The 17,591-nt window shown below is 56.9% G+C and carries 18 protein-coding genes; 5 read left to right on the forward strand and 13 right to left on the reverse strand.

Features of this window, described 5'->3' with window-relative positions:
* Window positions 1-42: 42 nt before the first annotated feature.
* From DSM3645_RS00500 to DSM3645_RS00535, 8 genes are all read right to left on the reverse strand, one after another.
* The gene (locus DSM3645_RS00500) at window positions 43-744 is read right to left on the reverse strand and encodes a DUF1643 domain-containing protein (RefSeq protein WP_002649997.1); all 702 of its coding nucleotides are present in this window, start codon (window positions 742-744) and stop codon (window positions 43-45) included.
* 15 nt (window positions 745-759) lie between these two features.
* Window positions 760-1,245 carry a hypothetical protein gene (locus DSM3645_RS00505; RefSeq protein WP_002649998.1) on the reverse strand — a complete coding sequence of 162 codons (486 nt, stop codon included), beginning with the start codon at window positions 1,243-1,245 and terminating at the stop codon, window positions 760-762.
* Between the two features lie 329 nt (window positions 1,246-1,574).
* Window positions 1,575-2,663, reverse strand: a complete 1,089-nt coding sequence (locus DSM3645_RS00510) for a DUF1559 domain-containing protein (RefSeq protein ID WP_002649999.1) — start codon at window positions 2,661-2,663, stop codon at window positions 1,575-1,577.
* A 102-nt stretch (window positions 2,664-2,765) separates the two neighbouring features.
* Window positions 2,766-3,371, reverse strand: coding sequence for a DUF1559 family PulG-like putative transporter (locus DSM3645_RS00515; RefSeq protein ID WP_002650000.1), 606 nt, complete (start codon window positions 3,369-3,371; stop codon window positions 2,766-2,768).
* Window positions 3,372-3,521: 150 nt separating this feature from the next.
* Window positions 3,522-3,989, reverse strand: a complete 468-nt coding sequence (locus tag DSM3645_RS00520; RefSeq protein WP_081444665.1) for a thioredoxin family protein — start codon at window positions 3,987-3,989, stop codon at window positions 3,522-3,524.
* 86 nt (window positions 3,990-4,075) lie between these two features.
* Window positions 4,076-4,468, reverse strand: a complete 393-nt coding sequence (locus tag DSM3645_RS00525) for a hypothetical protein (RefSeq protein ID WP_002650002.1) — start codon at window positions 4,466-4,468, stop codon at window positions 4,076-4,078.
* Window positions 4,469-4,506: 38 nt separating this feature from the next.
* Complete coding sequence (locus DSM3645_RS00530) at window positions 4,507-7,710, reverse strand: efflux RND transporter permease subunit (protein ID WP_002650003.1); 3,204 nt, start codon at window positions 7,708-7,710, stop codon at window positions 4,507-4,509.
* Window positions 7,711-7,721: 11 nt separating this feature from the next.
* On the reverse strand, window positions 7,722-9,401 hold the full coding sequence (locus DSM3645_RS00535; RefSeq protein ID WP_002650004.1) for an efflux RND transporter periplasmic adaptor subunit: 1,680 nt from the start codon (window positions 9,399-9,401) through the stop codon (window positions 7,722-7,724).
* Here DSM3645_RS00535 and DSM3645_RS30340 point away from each other — a divergent pair, their 5' ends adjacent.
* Window positions 9,402-9,557: a hypothetical protein gene (locus DSM3645_RS30340; protein WP_002650005.1), complete on the forward strand. Its 156-nt coding sequence runs from the start codon at window positions 9,402-9,404 to the stop codon at window positions 9,555-9,557.
* A gap of 149 nt (window positions 9,558-9,706) precedes the next feature.
* The gene (locus DSM3645_RS30115; RefSeq protein WP_131282057.1) at window positions 9,707-10,012 is read left to right on the forward strand and encodes a hypothetical protein; all 306 of its coding nucleotides are present in this window, start codon (window positions 9,707-9,709) and stop codon (window positions 10,010-10,012) included.
* A 171-nt stretch (window positions 10,013-10,183) separates the two neighbouring features.
* Here DSM3645_RS30115 and DSM3645_RS00540 read toward each other — a convergent pair whose 3' ends face one another.
* Entirely contained in the window at window positions 10,184-10,699 is a 516-nt protein-coding gene (locus DSM3645_RS00540; RefSeq protein WP_002650007.1) for a hypothetical protein, read from the reverse strand.
* A 233-nt stretch (window positions 10,700-10,932) separates the two neighbouring features.
* Between DSM3645_RS00540 and DSM3645_RS00545 the strand changes: the two genes are divergently transcribed.
* The 3 genes from DSM3645_RS00545 to DSM3645_RS00555 are packed head-to-tail and all read left to right on the forward strand — an operon-like array spanning window position 10,933 to window position 13,687.
* A complete protein-coding gene (locus tag DSM3645_RS00545) occupies window positions 10,933-11,721 on the forward strand; it encodes a hypothetical protein (RefSeq protein WP_002650008.1) in 789 nt (262 codons plus the stop codon).
* Window positions 11,722-11,750: 29 nt separating this feature from the next.
* Window positions 11,751-12,977 (forward strand): ABC transporter permease, encoded by a 1,227-nt coding sequence (locus tag DSM3645_RS00550; protein WP_040351428.1) that lies wholly within the window; start codon window positions 11,751-11,753, stop codon window positions 12,975-12,977.
* 2 nt (window positions 12,978-12,979) lie between these two features.
* Window positions 12,980-13,687 carry an ABC transporter ATP-binding protein gene (locus DSM3645_RS00555; protein WP_002650010.1) on the forward strand — a complete coding sequence of 236 codons (708 nt, stop codon included), beginning with the start codon at window positions 12,980-12,982 and terminating at the stop codon, window positions 13,685-13,687.
* Between the two features lie 106 nt (window positions 13,688-13,793).
* Here the strand turns inward: DSM3645_RS00555 and DSM3645_RS00560 are convergent, their stop codons facing one another.
* The 4 genes from DSM3645_RS00560 to DSM3645_RS00570 all read right to left on the reverse strand — a co-directional run bounded on the left by DSM3645_RS00560 (window position 13,794) and on the right by DSM3645_RS00570 (window position 17,471).
* A complete protein-coding gene (locus tag DSM3645_RS00560; RefSeq protein WP_002650011.1) occupies window positions 13,794-14,240 on the reverse strand; it encodes a hypothetical protein in 447 nt (148 codons plus the stop codon).
* Window positions 14,241-14,297: 57 nt separating this feature from the next.
* The gene (locus DSM3645_RS00565) at window positions 14,298-15,224 is read right to left on the reverse strand and encodes a DUF1559 domain-containing protein (RefSeq protein WP_002650012.1); all 927 of its coding nucleotides are present in this window, start codon (window positions 15,222-15,224) and stop codon (window positions 14,298-14,300) included.
* 231 nt (window positions 15,225-15,455) lie between these two features.
* A complete protein-coding gene (locus tag DSM3645_RS30120) occupies window positions 15,456-15,836 on the reverse strand; it encodes a hypothetical protein (RefSeq protein ID WP_131282060.1) in 381 nt (126 codons plus the stop codon).
* Window positions 15,837-15,989: 153 nt separating this feature from the next.
* The gene (locus tag DSM3645_RS00570; protein WP_237564728.1) at window positions 15,990-17,471 is read right to left on the reverse strand and encodes a hypothetical protein; all 1,482 of its coding nucleotides are present in this window, start codon (window positions 17,469-17,471) and stop codon (window positions 15,990-15,992) included.
* Window positions 17,472-17,591 lie beyond the last annotated feature (120 nt).

Raw genomic sequence — 17,591 nt, forward strand, 5'->3', positions numbered from 1 at the left:
GGGTTAGAGAGAGACGCCAGCCTGGTTTCCGGCTTGTACTCGCTATGCTTCGCACTGGCGAACCATGTTATCAAGCCAGATCAGCTTGTCTTTTTGCAGCGTCGGCAGCGGGTGGCGATATTTGTCGGCGGTTCCTTCCGCCAACAGCCCGGTGAATGATTGCTTGCTAGGGATGGTGCGTAGGCAACGCTCGATCAGCGGGCTCAGTTTCTCGCTCAAACCCCACGCATAAACCAGCGGCGTTTGACGACTGCGGGGAAGTTTCTTGATCCGTTCTTTGGTTCGCGCCGGTGAGAAGATCGAATGCGCGTCGTAGTTCGCTTCCGCTTCTAGGCGTGTAAACTTCTTGATGAACTCGGGACTTTTCGGGCTCCGCAAATCCGATAAGTTCAGCACGCGGACGTGCCGCCAATCGCAGTAGCGCATTACTCGCATCACTTGGTATTGCGTCGTATCGGGCTTGGTCGGCACGAGCGAAATCGAGAGCTCGCTAATCTGATCGGCGGCGATGTGATTGTTGACGGCGACCAGCGGTTGCGACGAGCCGGGGTTCATCATGATGAAGACCGCGTCAGGCTGGCGATCGGAGATCTTGTCAACGTCGCTCGGCGTGCAGCTCTTGTCGATGATTTCCAACACGCTGCGGCACGACGCCGTTTCTTGCGACGCGAGCGCCACCGTATAGAAATGGCCGAAGATGTCGTACGTTGTCTTTAAATCCGCGGCCGGCAGAAACGGTTTCATCTACTCTTCCTTGATTCAGCGATAGAAGTCGATCCACCGCAGCTTCAACTCGGCGGGATTGTCTTCCAACAGTTTGGCGGGGAGCGTCAATTCAAAGTAGCCCCCCGCGTCGAGCGGGATTTTCTTCGCACTGTCGACGATCCGAACCACGCTGGCGTAAGGATTATTCCCGAGAGGATGGACGCCTCCGTCGGGTACGGAGACCGTGACCAGCGATTTTCCGGTACTCGAGACCGACCAAGTGACGTCACCGACTCGCAACGATTCGAGCCCCTTCAGATGCAGCCGCACCACCAGCGGGCTCGGCCATTTGTCCGTGGTCCGCTTGATCGTCGCTTTGTCGATGCCGTGCGGAGAGACGATATCCAGGATCGTCGTTTTCTCTTCCGTAAGCACACGAACTTGCGTGTTATCACGACCGACCTGCACCGTGAGCGGCGCCGGTTTGGACGCCGGATCGGCCGAGAGCAATGCCGCGGCGACAAGGAGGGTAGAGATCATCGCGAGATTCCTTTCATGGACAACCGAATGAACGTCGTTTTTTTCTTCGTAGCCCGCCGTGCAAATTTTGAGGTTGCGCTATTTAGTCGAAAAGAAGAATGGAACACAGCCAAGCTACGGATGAAGAACAGTAAAACACGGTCGGAATCGAACCAAGAATCGTCACACTAGCCCGCTGCGCTAGCGAGGGGATGCGAGTCGCCACTTCAATCCATGCTCATATCGCCAGCCGCATTCACTCGCTGGCGCTGCTGACTACGAAGAAAAACGTCCAGCTCTCTATCCTAACGTTTTTGGAACTTACGCAGAACCAAGGATAAATTCCTCGCTCAATAATCACCGATCGTTTCGCCGCCATTTCTCGTGCCGAGTGCGCCCCATACGCCGTAAGGGCTAGCAACTTTTGTTTCGCTCATTTGCTGCGGCGTGAGCGTCGGTTGGGTGAGATCGCCGGCGTCGATATCCTGAGAGAGGAATCGGACCGCTCCACTCCCCAATACAACATGCGCGCCGCCGCGATGGCAACTGCCGGTCGAATAAAGTCCGTCGACCGCTTCGCTTCCATCCACCGCACAGCTCGGACTGTTGGGCGGCGACACCGTATTGAACAGACTGTCACCGGCGGAACCATCAGCCCAGCGCCCGCCGCGGCCCAAGTCGCTTAGCATTATATTTGAGTCGTAGTTGGATTTGCTCCACGAAGCGCGTGTTTTTTGACACAAGCTGGGATCTTCCAAGAAGCTTGTAGGCTGCTTGATTGCGTATTGGCCGACGACCAAGCGATCGTCGATCGAGCCGATCTCGCCAACCATGATTGTATTGCTTGCGCCATCGGTGATTTGGCTGAATCGGAGATACTTAGAGCACGCGAAGAATCCGCGTGCGACAGTCGGCTGGTGAATCTCTCGCGCCATGTCCCCGATGCAAAACGCGTAGTTGGTTTGGCCGAAGTCTCCTTCTCTCGGAGCCGCGCTGGGACACTCTAGAAATTCCAATTGAGTTGTCCACGGCCCATAATCGGCGATCCAAGGCGCCGGCCCCATCGCTGGATAAAGCGTTCCATCTGCATTCAGCGGCGCTGAGATTTGATCGTAAAGGGCTGTTTGCTCCAATTGCGGCAACAACGAGATCATACCGCTTAGTCGATTCGCATTTCCTTGCATCGGATCTTCTATCGAGTTGGTCCCTCCCATGGCCGCCGGCAAACATCTCCAGGTTGAATCGTAGTTGATGACTGCGAGTCCGATGTGCTTGAGGTTGTTGGCGCATTGTGCTCGACGAGCCGACTCACGGCTTGTTCCGCAAGTCGGAATTAGCAGCCCAACCAACACCACTACGATGCCGATGACGAACAGCAGCTCTAACAGCGTGAACCCTCGATTCAATTTTTGCGTTCCGCAGCGATAGAAAGTCTGCATGGCGATTCCTTTGGCGAGGTCCGATCTGCGCAACCGGATGAAAAAACAGCCGCTTATGTAAACTATCCAAGCACGAAGAATTCGGCCAGCAAAAAGTGAGATTCAATAATCACCGATCGTTTCGCCGCCATCTTTTGTCCCGAGTGCTCCCCACACGCCGTAAGGGCTCGCAACTTTTGTTTCGGCCATTTGCTCTTGCGTCAGCGTGGGTTGAGTCAGATCGCCGGCGTCGATTGTCTCAGCTATGAATCGAACTGCAGCGTCCGCCAGCAAGACTTGGGCGCCATCGTGATGAACACTACTGACCGAATAAAGACCGTCAGCGGCGTCCCTTCCGCCAACGGCACAACTCGGGCTGTTCGGGGGCAGAATCGTATTGATCAGACTATCGCCAGGCGAGCCGTCGGCCCAGCGACCGCCGCGGCCTAATTGGCTTAGTGGAACCGTTTTGTCGTAGAACTTTGGATCCCTACTCGAGAGCGTATCGAAGCACAAGCGAGGTGTTTCCAAAATATCCGGGGACTGTCCAGTGGCGAATTGGCCGATGACCACGCGGCCGAGCAAAAAGTTGGCGTTAAAGTCAGCGGGAAAGTAGCGGTGATATTCCCAGACGATCGCAACCAGTACTTTCGCCAACAGCAGGGCCAGCGCCGCGCAGGCGAGCCTTGGTAGTTGGCTGCGAAGCTTGAATGCGTTTGCCTGATTCACTTGCTACGGAGTAGTTCCGCCCTCGCTGGGGGATTGGAATCTCTACTGCGCAGCGTAGCCGATATTTTCGCTTGGTTCCACTTGCTGGTTGTTGCCGAGAAAAAATGGACGCCGGCCATCGAGGAGTGCCCGCTTGAGGACCCGAGAATTCTATTTCGAGCGGTTGAAGACCTCATCCAGACGGCTTACCAGAGTCGCTAGTTGAGATGTCCCGACCAGCCGGTCTTGCACTTCACCTGCGTGGAAGACGAGCAACGTGGGATATTGGGTGATGTCGTATTTCTGGGAGAGGAATAAATTGCTCTCGACGTCGACTTCGCAGAAGCGAACTCGGTCGGCGTATTGCTGCTTCAATCGCTGCAACAGCGGTTTGGATGTGGCGCACTCGGGGCACCAGCGGGTTCCCATCAAGACGACAACCGGTTCAGGCTGCTCCAGCACATCCCTTGCAAAACTCTCATCGGTGACCTGCTGCAGACGAGGAAGCTTTTCCGAGGCGGACTCTAGGTCAGTAGTTGGAGCGGAACTGCGAGAACATCCCGCCATGAGCAGACCCAGTAGAGCAGCATAGATCATGCGCTGCATCAGGCGACGGGGTGGTGCTGGGCTGTAATTCATGACCGTGGGCCCAAAAAACGTCGGCCGACGGTCGACTGCAATCAGCTGCAGTCAACCGTCGCGCCGAACGCGGGGAAGTCGTCGTCTTACGAATCGGTTTCCAGCGTCTCCGGTTTGGGAGGATCTTCGCCGTACTTGGCTTTGTAGCGAGCGGCGAATTTATCAAAAAGCTCGGGCGAGCAGACAAAGCATTGCGAATCGGGACAATTGTGATCTTCGCACCAATCCCCTTTTTCTTTGAACCCGGGAATCAGCTTGCTATCGCACTGCGCGCAAACCTCTTCCGGAACGCCATGTTCGACGCACCACCATTCGCCGTGAACATGGTCATGTTCGTCTCCGTGTTCGTGATCATGGTCGTGGTGCTCCGCATCATGGTCGCCCATCGCGGTCTCACTAGCGCCGCAACCGGTTAACGACAGAGCAGCAACCGCCAGTAGGGCGACCGCCAGACTCGAAAAACCAAACATCGACTTCATCAAGTTTCTCCTTGTTCAACTTAAAAACAGAATTCTCGTTAAACCGACACAACCTCTGGCTTCTGACCAGAATCAGGCTGGATCGGTTGTTCTTCCGGTTCAAACTCTCCGTCATCATCGTCGTCGCCGCCCGAACTTGATTGTTCGGCCGGCAGATTAAACACGACGTAGAGCACGCGCAGGACCAGCAAGCTCATAACCATCGCGCTGCAGACGCCGCCGATCACGACCGTCGCTAAGGGGCGCTGTACTTCGGCGCCCATGCCGGTGCTGAAGGCCATCGGTACAAAACCTAGACTGGCGACCAGCGTCGTCATCAGAATGGGGCGCAGACGCGTCATCGCCGCTTCTTCGACCGCTTCGTCCAGGTTTCTCCCGCGTCGCCGCAGTTGGCGAATGGTGGAAACCAATAACATATCGTCCAGCACGGCGACGCCGGAAAGCGCGATGAAGCCGACCGCCGCTGATATGGAGAACGGCATGTCGCGAATCCAGAGCGCGACGACGCCGCCGATCCAAGCAAAGGGAACGCCGGTGAAGACGCGCAGCGAATCGATCCAGTTGCGGTAGGTCATGTAAAGCAAAGCGAAAATCATGAGCAGCGCAATCGGCACGACAATCATCAGCCGCTGTTGGGCGCGCTGCAGATTCTCGAACTGTCCGCCCCATTCGACGCGATAGCGCCCCGGCGGCAGCGCAACTTGCTCGGCGACTGCTTGACGAGCTGCGGCGACAAAGCTCCCCATGTCTCGTCCGCGAACGTTCGACTCGATCGTGATCCGCCGCTGATACCACTCACGCTTGATCGTGTTGGGCTCTTCCACACGTTCGATCGACGCTAATCGAGAGAGCGGGATGCGCTGCCCTGTTGACGTCGCCACCAAAATGTCGGCGATCGCGGCGGGGTCGGCGCGGACTCTTTCAGGCAGCCGAATGATCAGCGGAAAGCGGAGCTGACCCTCGTAAACTTCTCCCACATGATGGCTCCCCAACGAACGCACCAGATTCATGATGTTGCTCGCAGGTACGCCGTACCGCGCAATCTGATCCTGTTTGATCTTGATTTGCAGCACTGGTTGGCCGGTGACCTGCTCGACTTTGACGTCGGCGGCGCCGTCGATGGTTTTCAGGACTTGTTCAATCTCGGCCGCTTTGCTGGCCATCACATCCAGATCGTCGCCATACAGGATCGCCGCGACATCGGATCGGACGCCTGAGATCATCTCGTTCATCCGCATCTCGATCGGCTGCGACATGGCCAAGCGAGGTCCCGGCAGATCACGCAGTTCTTCTTGAATGAGCACCGTCAGCTCATCCTGCGATTCGGCGCGTTTCCACTGTTCACGGGGGCGCAACGTGATGAACAAGTCGGTCAATTCCGTCCCCATCGGGTCGGTCGCAACCTCGGCGGTGCCGACGCGACTCCAAGCATGGGCGATCTCGTCCGGAAACTTCTCCAGCAGCACTTTTTCCATCCGCGTGTTGTAGCGAATCGATTCTTCCAGGTCCGTTCCGGCGAGCCGGACCACGTTCAGCGTAATGGCCCCTTCCGAAAGACGCGGCACAAATTCGGAACCGAGGTTAGGAGCGATCAGTCCAAACACGGCCACAAAGATGCAGAGCGCCGCGCCAATCACGACAAACTTGTTGTGCATCGTGTAGCGCAGTATAGGAACGTAAAGTCGCTTGAGCCAGCGAATTAACAGCGGCTCGGTTTCGGTCAGATTGCGAGGCAACAGAAAGCTGGCCAGCACCGGCATCAATGTTAGCGACAAAACCATCGATCCGGCCAAAGCCATGATGACGGTCATCGCCATCGGGCGAAACAGTTTGCCTTCCACGCCTTCCAGCGTCAGGATCGGCAGGTACACGATCATGATGATCAGTTCGCCATACATGGTCGGCTTGCGAACTTCGACCGCCGCATCGCGGATGATCTCTAGACGACTTCGCCCTTGCGTGTCGTGAGACAAATGGCGAACGCAGTTCTCGATCATCACCACCGAGCTGTCGACCACTAGGCCAAAGTCAATCGCCCCTAGACTCAACAGGCTAGCGGCGATCCCAAACTGCAGCATTCCCGAAAAGGCGAACAACATCGACAGCGGAATCGCCAAAGCGACGATGAAGCCTGCCCGCAAGTTGCCCAGGAAGATAAAGAGCACGGCGACCACCAGCAAACCACCCTCGAACAGGTTCTTTTGCACCGTGTGAATCACATGGTCGACCAGTTCCGTCCGGTCGTAGACCGTTTTGATGGTGACGCCTGCCGGCAACGTGCTGCGTACTTGTTCTAGTTTGTCCTTCAGCGCCCAGGTCACCTGGTGGCTGTTCTCGCCCATCAGCATGAAGCCCAGCCCGAGCACGGCTTCTCCTTGACCATCCGCGGTCACCGTGCCGCGACGAATCTCATGGCCGATCTTGACTTCGGCGACATCGCTAACGCGAATCGGCGCGCCATCTTTGGCCTTGATGACGATGTCTTGGATCTGATCGACGCTCACGGTGCGCCCGACGCCGTGAACCAACAGCATTTCACTGCCATCGGTGATTGCGCCTCCTCCTACGTTTTCGTTATTGGCGCGAACGGCGTCGCTGACCTCCTCGAAGGTCAATCCATGTTTGATCACCTGATCGGGATCGAGCCGGATCTGGTATTGCTTTTCGTAGCCTCCCCAACTGTTGACCTCGGCCACGCCGGGAACCGATCGCAACTGAGGTTTCACCACCCAGTCGTGCAGCGTTCGCAACTCGGTCAGCCGCGCGACGCGCTCCGCATCACTCACCTGCGAGAAGTCGACTCCTTCGTAGGTCAACACGTAGTGAAACACTTCACCCAGCCCGGTGGAGACCGGTCCCATCTGAGGACGCTCGATCCCCGCCGGCAATTGCACCGAGCCGATTCGCTCGTTGATCAGCTGCCGAGCAAAATAGATGTCGACTCCATCCTCAAACGTTACAACGACCTGAGAGAGGCCAAACTTCGAGATCGATCGCATCACCGTCAGCCCCGGCAGACCGCTAATGCTCTGTTCGACGGGAAACGTAATCTGCTTCTCGACTTCTTCCGAAGAGAGAGCAGGCGCCGTCGTGTTGATTTGCACCTGAACCGGCGTCGTATCCGGAAAAGCGTCGATATCAAGCTGCTGGAGCGCAAAGACGCCGGCGACCGCCAACACGATGGTCGCCAGGATCACCAGCGCGCGGTTCCGCAGCGAAAAGTCAATTAATGCGTTGAGCATCCGTTCTCCCTTTATTCTTCCACGCAACAGCCGGCGCCCAAACCGTTTTTCAACAGTTGGGCTCGCAGCACGTCGCTGCCGGTTGTGGCAATCACTTCACCCGGCAGGACGCCGGCGATTACTTCGGTGTAACCGTCGTGAGACGCTCCTAACCGCACCGAGCGAACGTGAAAGACCTTGGGGCTTTCGGGACTGTTAAAGTAGTTTTTGTCGCGGATGAAGACCGTCCGGCAACAGCCTTCCCAGTGGACAGACGCGGAGGGTATCGCGATGGCGCTGGGCTCTTCACGCAACACGATCCGACCGATTCCATAGGTCTTATCTCGCAATCGACCTTGGGGGTTGGCCAGCACCGCACGAACCTTCACCATGCGCGTCTGAGGATCGGCTGTCGTACTGATCCAGTCCACCTGACCGACAACCTCCTGCGCACTTCCGTCGGCTTGAAAGCGGACCTTCTGTCCGACGACGACTTGCTCTACATCTTCCAAAGGAATATCCAGCATCAACCACATCTGGTCAGCGCTGACGATGCGGAACAGAGACCGATGCGTATCGACGACCTCTCCCTGGGTGACGTTGCGTTCGGCGACCACTCCCGCAATGGAAGCGCGAACCGGCAGCAGGTTGGCGGTCGAGACCTCCGCTTTCAAACGAGAGCCAAGCGACTCGGGAACGCCTAGAAAGCGGAGCTGCTCAAACGCTTCGCGTTCCGAGACCTGCTGCAGCGACTCGATATCGGGCGAAAGCCCTAGGTTCTCGAGCGATTGGGCGATGCTCAAGATCTCCGCTTCTGATTTGGACAAGTCGGCGTCAGCTTCCAAAAGTCGAATGCCGGCCACCGCGTTGCGAGCGATGTGCAGTCGCTTCACGTTCTGATCCTGCAGCGAGCGTTCCGCCAAAGCCCGGATTAGTCGCGTCTTGAGATCGCCGACTTGCTCCGCTTCGACCAGCGCGAGAACCTCTCCCACTTCGACGCGATCGCCTACATTTTTCTCGACGCGCCAAACGCTGCCGGGCGCTCTGGCTGCGAAGCTGGCCGTGCGTGTCGGATCGTAGAGGATCTCACCGCTGCCGGAAACCGATTGTTCGATCGGTCGCCGTTCGACAAGCTCTACGTCGACGCCGGCTTGCATGACCGCTTCGACCGAAGCGAACTGAATTCGCTTCAGATACGTGGTGCAACCGCTGTTGTTGACCTTCGACACCGGCATCGATAACGCCCATTCGGCCCGCTCTCGGTCCTCCGGCGAAATCTCCGGCGTTGTGTCGAGTTGCGCAAGTTCCGGATGATCCAAAACGCAATTATGAACACCATGCTTCGCGCACCAACCGAAGTCCGGCGTCTTGGCCATGAGGGAATCGTCACACTCGACGCAGATCGATTCAGGGACGCTGTGCTCGTCGCACCAATCGACCACGACCGGTTGGGCCTGACCGGTTAGCGCGGCGAACTTGGGCATTCTCCAGTCGGTGAAATGCCCGAAAGCGAATACCCCGGCCAGCGCCAGCAATACGCCAAGCGGACCGGCGCTGCCCAAGACAAATCCCACCACACGTCGCCCGAATGATGGCGACTGATTGCGGGTGACTTGGGCGGCCTTCGAAGGCGAAGCAGGCTCGGCGACGCCGAGATTCGTCGGATCGCTGCCGGCACTTGGATGGGGGTTATTGAGAAAGGATGGACTCATTTGCAGAACTCCCGCAACAAGGAGCGTGACAGCTGGGAAAACCTGTCAGGACATCGCGAATTCGCTGGACGAATCGACAAGGAACTGCTGCACGAAAAGTTAGCGCACGCAATTCCGATGGTCCTGAAGCACAACCAAAGAACGGCGGTCGCTTAGATCAGCAGAGAAGCTAGAACGACGCGCATAGAACAGCCGGAGATGATCCCAGGAGGTCGCGTATAAGCGTTTTGATCGATCCGATGCGGAATCTCGGCTGATAGCAATCGATCGCTGAGCGGAAGCGAGGTCTCCCACGCGTAAGAATCTTGATCGACATCAACTTTCACCCCAACGATGACCGAGGGATTGCAGAAACAATCGCAATCGGGACAAGAGTGGGCGGGGGATTCGTGATGGGGAACGTCCCGCGCTGGTTCCGATTCGGAGGCGCAATGGTTGCAACACGAATGCGTCGCGCGGCGATCTATCGCCTCCTGACGCTCATCCGACGCTGCCTGCTCGATCGTAGTCTGCACCTGCGCACCATCTCCCTGGACACCGCAAAACAGCGGGCAGAAAATGATCCGGAAGGTAATCAGCAGTGCGACGAAGTGGCTCATGCCGGACGTTAATCTGAGGAAGACAAGTAGAATCCTACGACTGAATGATAGGTGACCGAGGGTCACGTTTCAAGCCGAATCGGATCTTTGGGCGCCCCTAAGCCGAGCAATTTACCTCCCAATCGACCTCTCGATCGCTTCTCTTGGAATTCTAGATCTTTTCGAGGCTCACTCGATATTCGTTCAAAGTTGGTGGGGCGAGGGACGATAAATCAAAGGAATCGCTTCGTCCGTTTTTTTGGGTTGTGATAGCACATGCCTCGCCAGGCGACATCGGTGATAGCAGTCTTCGCAGTGATGATTCACTGCGTCTTCGGCTGTTGCGCTTGTTGCGTCAACGCTTGCGAGTGCGCCGCAGTCGACAAGAGCTCCACGAGTAGCTGCAACTGCTGTGAATGCTGCGAACTGGATGCCGTCGCCGATCTCTGTTGCCAGCCGGTCCTGACCTGTGCCGAGTCGGACGAACGCGTGGAACCGGCTTCCCACCGCGGCTGCCAATGTGATGGGTGTCGCAAGCCCAAGTGTGCATTCATCCTCGGCGAGCCTTCCGCGGAAGGTCGGCTTGAAATTACCCATCTGCCAGCCTACTTCGCTATTGGGGGCGTATCTCCCGTTTTGACGGGAAGTTCCGTTCAGCCGAACACGCTGGACCATCGGAATGCGAGTCAGTTTCTCGTCGGCGCCCAGCGGCGACTTCATCTTTCTCTTGCCGTTCTCATTCTTTAGAGCGGCCTCCTTGGCAACATCGCCGGGCGCTTCCTGACATTGCTAGGGAAGGTCTCGCGAATCTCATCGAATGGATAAGGTTTGCTCGCGTTGGTCTTCGGTCCAAGCGCAATCTTGTCTACCCTTGGCGAACCCGCTGACAAAGAAGTCGGCTCGCGCACATATTCGCTTGGTACATAACGCGTTACATCCGAAAGGAATCCAATATGAAGACGATCATTCACGCAACCCTAGCGATCGGCTGTCTGCTGACCGCCGCTGCAGGCAGCAGTCTTGCGCAGACGCAAGCGTCCGAGCTCAGTGCGACCTTGCAACAGTCGCAGCAAGCGGGGAAATTCACCTTTGTCCTGTTTTATCGCGACAACGCGCCGCAAACCCAGCAAATGCTGGAGACTGTCAATCAAACCCTGGCAGCGCGCAGCCAACAAGTGACGATCGCTACGGCGAATGTGGCGTCGCCTGCCGGGCAAGAGATGGCCGAGAAATTTCGCGTCAGTCGTGCGCCGATGCCGATGACGGTCGCCGTCGCGCCGAACGGCGCCGTCACTGGTCTCTTTTCGCGTCAGGTCACCAAGGCCGGGTTGGATGCGGCGATCGTCCCTCCGGTGATGATGGAGTGCATGAAGCAGTTGCAAGACCAAAAGCTGGTGTTCGTCTGCCTAACTCGATCAGAACAAGCGTCGGTTCCAACCGGCGTTCGCACCATGCAACTGGATCCGCTCTTCAAAGATCGCATCGCTTTGGTCGGGCTGAATGTCGAAGACGCTGCCGAGACCAAGCTGATGCAGCAGCTAAAAGTGAACGCGGAACAGGTCCAAGGGCCCTATGCAGCCCTGATTGCGCCGCCTGGAGTGCTCGTGGGACATTTCAACAGCGCTTCGACCGCCGATCAGATCGCCGCCGCGATTCATAAAGCCGGCAAGTGCTGCGAGGATCCCAATTGCAAACATGCTGCGTCGGCGGAAGCGTCGCAGTCAACTCCTGCTCGTCGATAGAACCCTAGCCATTGGAAGAAGGAGATACCATGAATCTTCGCTCGATTATTTGGCAGGAGTTGAAGTCTCGACCAAGCGCCGTCATTTTCAACAGCCTGACCATTCTTTTGGGAGTTGCGGCCTTGGTGGCGATTCGCCATGTCACGGTCCATTCCGAGAAAGAGGTCTCGAAGCAGCTTTCCAACCTAGGCGCCAATATCTTGGTGCTGCCGAAAGATGCGACGCTCCAAAACTACTATGCGGCGGATCAAAACGGCGGCTCGCTTCCCGAAGAACATGTCGCCGAAATCTATCTTGCCGGGCTCTCGGGCGTCGAGCAAGTCTCGCCGCGGTTAAATGTCGCGACCCAGGTCGACGAGCATGCGATCACGGTGACCGGCATCTTGCCCCAGTCCGAAGTGGAGGCCTTGGCCTCCTGGCAAGCGACCACCATGTTCATGAATACGACCGACACGGGATGCTGTCAGCGGACCAATGTCGTCAGCGCCCAGCAGTTGGCCAGCCCGCAGGCGCTGATCGAACATCGCGCGATTCAAGAGCTCGACAAGAATGCGATCGTCGTGGGTGCGGACATCGCCGCGAAGCTGGGATGCAAAGCTGCGGACCGCGTCGAACTGTTTGGTGAGAAATTCACCGTGCTCGGCATTTTGCCCACCACCGGGACGGTAGACGACGGACGCGTCTTCGCTCATCTACACGAAGTGCAACGACTCTCCGAAAGCGGCGCTACGTGCAATGCGATCGAGATTGTCGGTTGCTGCGAGGACGCCGCTGGCTCGTTGGTTCCGCAACTGCAAGAGCTGTTGCCGAACGCCAAGATCGTGACGATCTCGCAGGTTGTGCAAACCCAAGTCGGCGTCAACCAGCTGATGGCGAAGACATCTTGGATCGTCCTAGCGGTCATGATGGTCGTCGGCGGCGCAGGTCTTGCCGGCGCGATTTCGTCCAATGTGCAAGAGCGACGCCGCGAGATCGGCACATTGATGGCCTTGGGAGCGACGCCGCGGTACATCCAACAGTTGTTTCTGGGCAAAGCGCTCCTCCTTGGACTCGCGGCCGGCGCGATCGGTTGTCTGTTGGGGGTGAGCGCCGCGTTGATTGTCGGCCCCGCTTGGGCAGGCGTCAGCGTCACTCCGTTGGTCGGAACTTCCTTATTGGCGGTTTTGCTGGCCACGTTTGTCGCGCTGGTCGCTGCGTGGTGGCCGGCACGACGCGCGGCCCAACTTGATCCCTGCATTTGCTTTCGTGAGGTCTAGACATGATTCAACTCGAAACCATCGCCAAACAGTACTCGGGACGCGGCCAGAAGCTGACCGCGTTTCGCTGCGAGGCGCTGACAATTGAAGATGGCGAGTACGTCGCGATCGTCGGACCCAGCGGAAGCGGCAAAACAACGCTTCTGTCGATGCTAGGAGGCATGCTCTCTCCGTCGACCGGTCGCGTTCTCGTCGACGACGTCTCGCTTTACGATCAGTCGGTAGCGGCGCGCTCCGCAATCCGTGGTCAGAAGATGGGCTTTGTGTTCCAAAGCTTCAATCTGATTCCCTATCTATCCGCGCTGCAAAACGTGCAGGTGCCGCTCAGCTTCGCCAAGCTGTCGGCCGAAGTGCAGCAGCAGCGCGCAACCGAACTGCTTGTCGATCTCGGACTGTCCGAACGACTCCATCATCGGCCCGCGGAGCTAAGCGTCGGCCAGCAACAGCGCGTCGCATTGGCGCGCACACTGGTGAACGATCCGCAAATCATCCTTGCGGACGAACCAACCGGAAATCTCGATCCGACGAGCAAAGAAGTCGTGCTGAAAATCTTCGACGAATGCCATCAACAAGGTCGCACGTTGGTTGTGGTCACGCATGACCCGAGCGTCGCCGAGCGAGCGACGCGACGCCTGACCTTGGTGGATGGAAATCTCGTTGATAGTGATGAAATCGAAACTTCGACATTGCGGCCTGCATCGGCCGCGTGACGAGCGATTGTGATCCGAAGCCCTATCGAACAATGTAAAACTTTATTCGCCATGACAGGAGTGAGACGTCTACCGGCTCACTCCTGTCGGCGGCGGATGCGTCGCATTAAGGGACCTCTAACTCAAACTTCAGCCCGTCAACCTTGGACGAGGTAAACTCGGCGATCAGATCGCTTCGGCGGTTGTATTTCTCCGGGATAAACTGCCGAACCTCATCCACGTATTGATTAGGCGTCTCGCTGCCAGATCCTTCCTTGGATTGACGACCGGTAGCTCGCATGGCGCGAACTTCGACCCGATGCGTACCGAGACAGGGGCCATCGACTTGCGGAATTTTAAAAACGCCGCCGACAATGTCTCCACCCACGGACGGCCCAGGCGTTCCATTCGCGGGCTTGAAGGCGATTTGCCCTGTTTGCAGCAGTTCGCCGTTGACATAGACAGAGCCTGATACGCCGGCGCGAGACAGACCATGATCGCCGCTGTCGCAGCCGAGCAAAAAGAGCAGGACCGCCAGCGCCCACCGCGGGGAATGAAAGGAATTTCTTTGCATACTCGAATCACTTTGCAATAAGGCCGACATGAATAGCGGCGATGATAAATTTCAATTTTAAAACTCGCCGATTACCTCATGCCCCCGCGGCGTTCCCAGACTTTGCCAGGTGGTGAGATCGATCGTGGAACTGACAAACCGCACCGAACCGTCCATCATCAATGTCAGAACGCCGCCGGGGTGCCGACTTCGCGCCGCCATGTTGATGGCTCGCGAATCATGGGCCGCGTAGGTTCCAATGCAAGGCGCAAGCGGGTCGAGAGCATCCGCGGAGTCGCACCACGAAGTCCGAATCTCATCCGGGACGGTCGAGTTCGGCGTGTTGTCATGTTGGTAGTGCGAACCTTCGGGATAACTCCAAGCGCCGCGATAATCGCCACGCTTGCCGGGCTCCACTTTAATCGTCTCCGAAACGCCGATCGTGTTGGTCGTGCCATCCAACATATCGCGCATCTTCTCATTACTGTTCTGATAAAAGACCCCGCGCGTATGACTTGGAACCAACTCTTTTTTCAGAAGCCCAATGCCCGCGTTGGAGACATAGCTATTTCGCGAGCGACAGGAATGGCCAAATAGACTTGGGCCGTCGGATGGGCACTGAAACATGCTGAGGACCGTCCCCAACAGGGCCGATTGCGTCGCGTTACCGCAACCACCCCAGTCCGGAAACTTCGGAGCCGGAATTTGTTCGTACAACGCGTTCTGTTCTAGAAAGGGCCAAAGAAACCCGACGAACGTCATGCGGTCCGACATCGTCGAACCGAGAATGTGCCCCGGCGGAAACGACAGCAGCGTGTCGTGATAGTTGTGGATGGCCAAGCCTTGTTGCTTGAGATTGTTGTTGCACGAGATTCGCCGGGCCGATTCTCGTGCCTGCTGGACCGCGGGCAACAGCAACGCGATCAGAACGCCGATAATTGCGATAACTACCAACAATTCGACAAGCGTGAAACCGAGACAGATGTTCCCTTTTCGAATACGCATGGTGATAAGTCCTGTTTAGATAAGAAGGCGGATTACAGCACAATCAAATCGATACCAGGCAATCGCGTAGGCGAGCATAGATAGACAGTCGGCGTTACCTCATAGACAACCGGTCAAAAAATAAAATGGATCTGCGCCCTTCGCAAAGCTGGTGTCGGAAAGCCAGCGCCTTGGTGAATCTATGGCGATGGCGAATCACTCGAAAAATAGAGCCGCTTGGCTCTTGGGGGGTCAAAGTACTCCTCTTCGTTTCATATCCAATCGACGAGTCGTTCCGCCGGTTCCACGCCGTTTAAATTCTGTTTCAAGCCTTCCTGTAGTAAACGCCGCCAGTAGATGGTCTTTTTCCGCTTTGGGGTGCGTCATGGTCAGGCGAGAAAGATTGCCTGGGGAGACTATCTCTTCTGTAAAGAACGCCAGAAAGCGGGGTCGTAAACCTGCAGCGTTCTCCGCAGGGCCGCTCGCAAACCTAATTTGCTGAATCGAAAGATTGCTCGCGGCGGCGACCGTAGAAGTCGTCGCGTCGGCCGCCGAATGACGAACTTCGCCGAGACACGGCAGCGTCACCGCGCAGGCCCATAACAACAGGATTCGATATCGAGCAAGCGACATTCGGTCTCTCCTCTCGAAGGGGCGGATCGGTCGCAAATGAAACACGCCGCAATAACACCCCACCACCGTTGGACCAGCGTACCAACAATGGTGGGCCCGTCAAGTGACAACTTTTTTACTAACATTCATCGAATACCAAGGCCCCCGAGAACGTTAGGGAGCAGCTAATGTGACCTTCTGCTTCGGCCGCCAGAGGCTGTCGATCAAAACGCTCGTTTCATTGACGAGAACCTGAGCTCCGTCGGGACCAACTACGCTGCTTTGTGCGACGGCGCTATAACCTCCGCCGGCGACGGCACGGGTCGTCGGCACATAAGAGCCTGGGCCGCAGAGTTGAATAACGAAGGTCTGCAGCGCGGGGCTGCGAGCTTTGATTTGCACGCCGAAGTCGGTGAACAGTTCAAAGTCATTGGTCACAACGACGACATCACCAAGTCGAACGGCGTGGAGCTCCATTTCGTAGTTCGGCAGTTCTTTACGTTGCGTTTCATATCGCTCCACCACCTGACCATGCCAGCGGCGATTCCAGACCTCTTTCGGGTCGGTCATCTTCTCTACCTCGCGAGCTGCTTGTTCAGCCTCTTGGGCGGTGACCTTGCGATAAGGAAGCAAAACGTCTTTGACTTGATGCTCAAGCAGAACATCGTCGCGACGATCTGCTTTCACCACTTGATAGACGTCTTCCCACGTCGTCACAATCCTGCGGGCCAACTCTTCCAAGCGATCGATCCCACGCAGCTTCCGCATCCGTTCCTCAGCATCTTTGCGATACATCAGGCGCGATACTTGATCGCCGGCTGCGCCTGTCCATGCCAGGACCATAAGCTGTTCGCCATATTTTTTGCGCAAAGCTTCGCGAACGGGATGCCAAAAGTCGGCATTGACTGCGCTTCGCCCCCCGACTTCCTGCGAAGGACACGCCACATTGATCGAGGTCGCGATCAGTTCATCCTTCTCGTTCCAAAAATAGAGAATCTCAACTCCGTGATCTTCGTTCCCTTCTAGACCGCGAAACTTGTCGCTGTTCGTTGCGCCATACATCTGCGCGGTTCCATCGCTATAGACAGCGCGGCGATTTTGGGCGATTACGGCATGCCCCAGTCCCCATGCGACCTGGGCAGGCTCGCGTTTGGTCCAGGCTTCCGTGATGATTGCGGCGAGACGTTTGACCAGAAATTCGCGGTATTCTTTCGGCAGCATGACTCCCGTTTCCGGCAGTTTGTACCGCCCATCGATCAGCGTGGGTGCGGTATGCGTATGGGTGGCGTTTAAGATTAGTTTTTCACCAGAAAATCCCTCCAGCGTTTCGCCCAGTTCCGCCAGCACCAGATTTTTTAACCCGCCGTCGCCCCGGATCGCGACCAAATCGCAGGAAACGAAAACGACTTGATCGATCGAACGATCGTCGTCGCGAGTTTCAATCGCCAGTGCGGTCGCCGTGCAGGGAGATTCAACCTTTTTGGCGATTCGCGTATGACGTTGACCGGTGAGCGAGACAGGACCATCCGGCGTAATGCTGACAGTCGCCGCCCCCACAAAGAGTTCGCCGGCGTTGACCGGCGGCGAACAAGCAATGACGCCAATTAATACGAACAGTCGAATGGTCGCGACCGGAAGGCGTAGCTCAAATTTCATCATCGCTTCAACCTTTTTTGCTAGTAGGCAGCCGTCTTGGTGGAAAATCGCATGAGGAGAAATGGAGGATTCGTGGAAATGGGCGCCTCGCTTCTCTGGCGTGGGACGCAAGGCCGCGAA

Origin of the sequence: Blastopirellula marina DSM 3645, assembly GCF_000153105.1 — a bacterium.
GTDB classification, from domain to species: domain Bacteria; phylum Planctomycetota; class Planctomycetia; order Pirellulales; family Pirellulaceae; genus Blastopirellula; species Blastopirellula marina.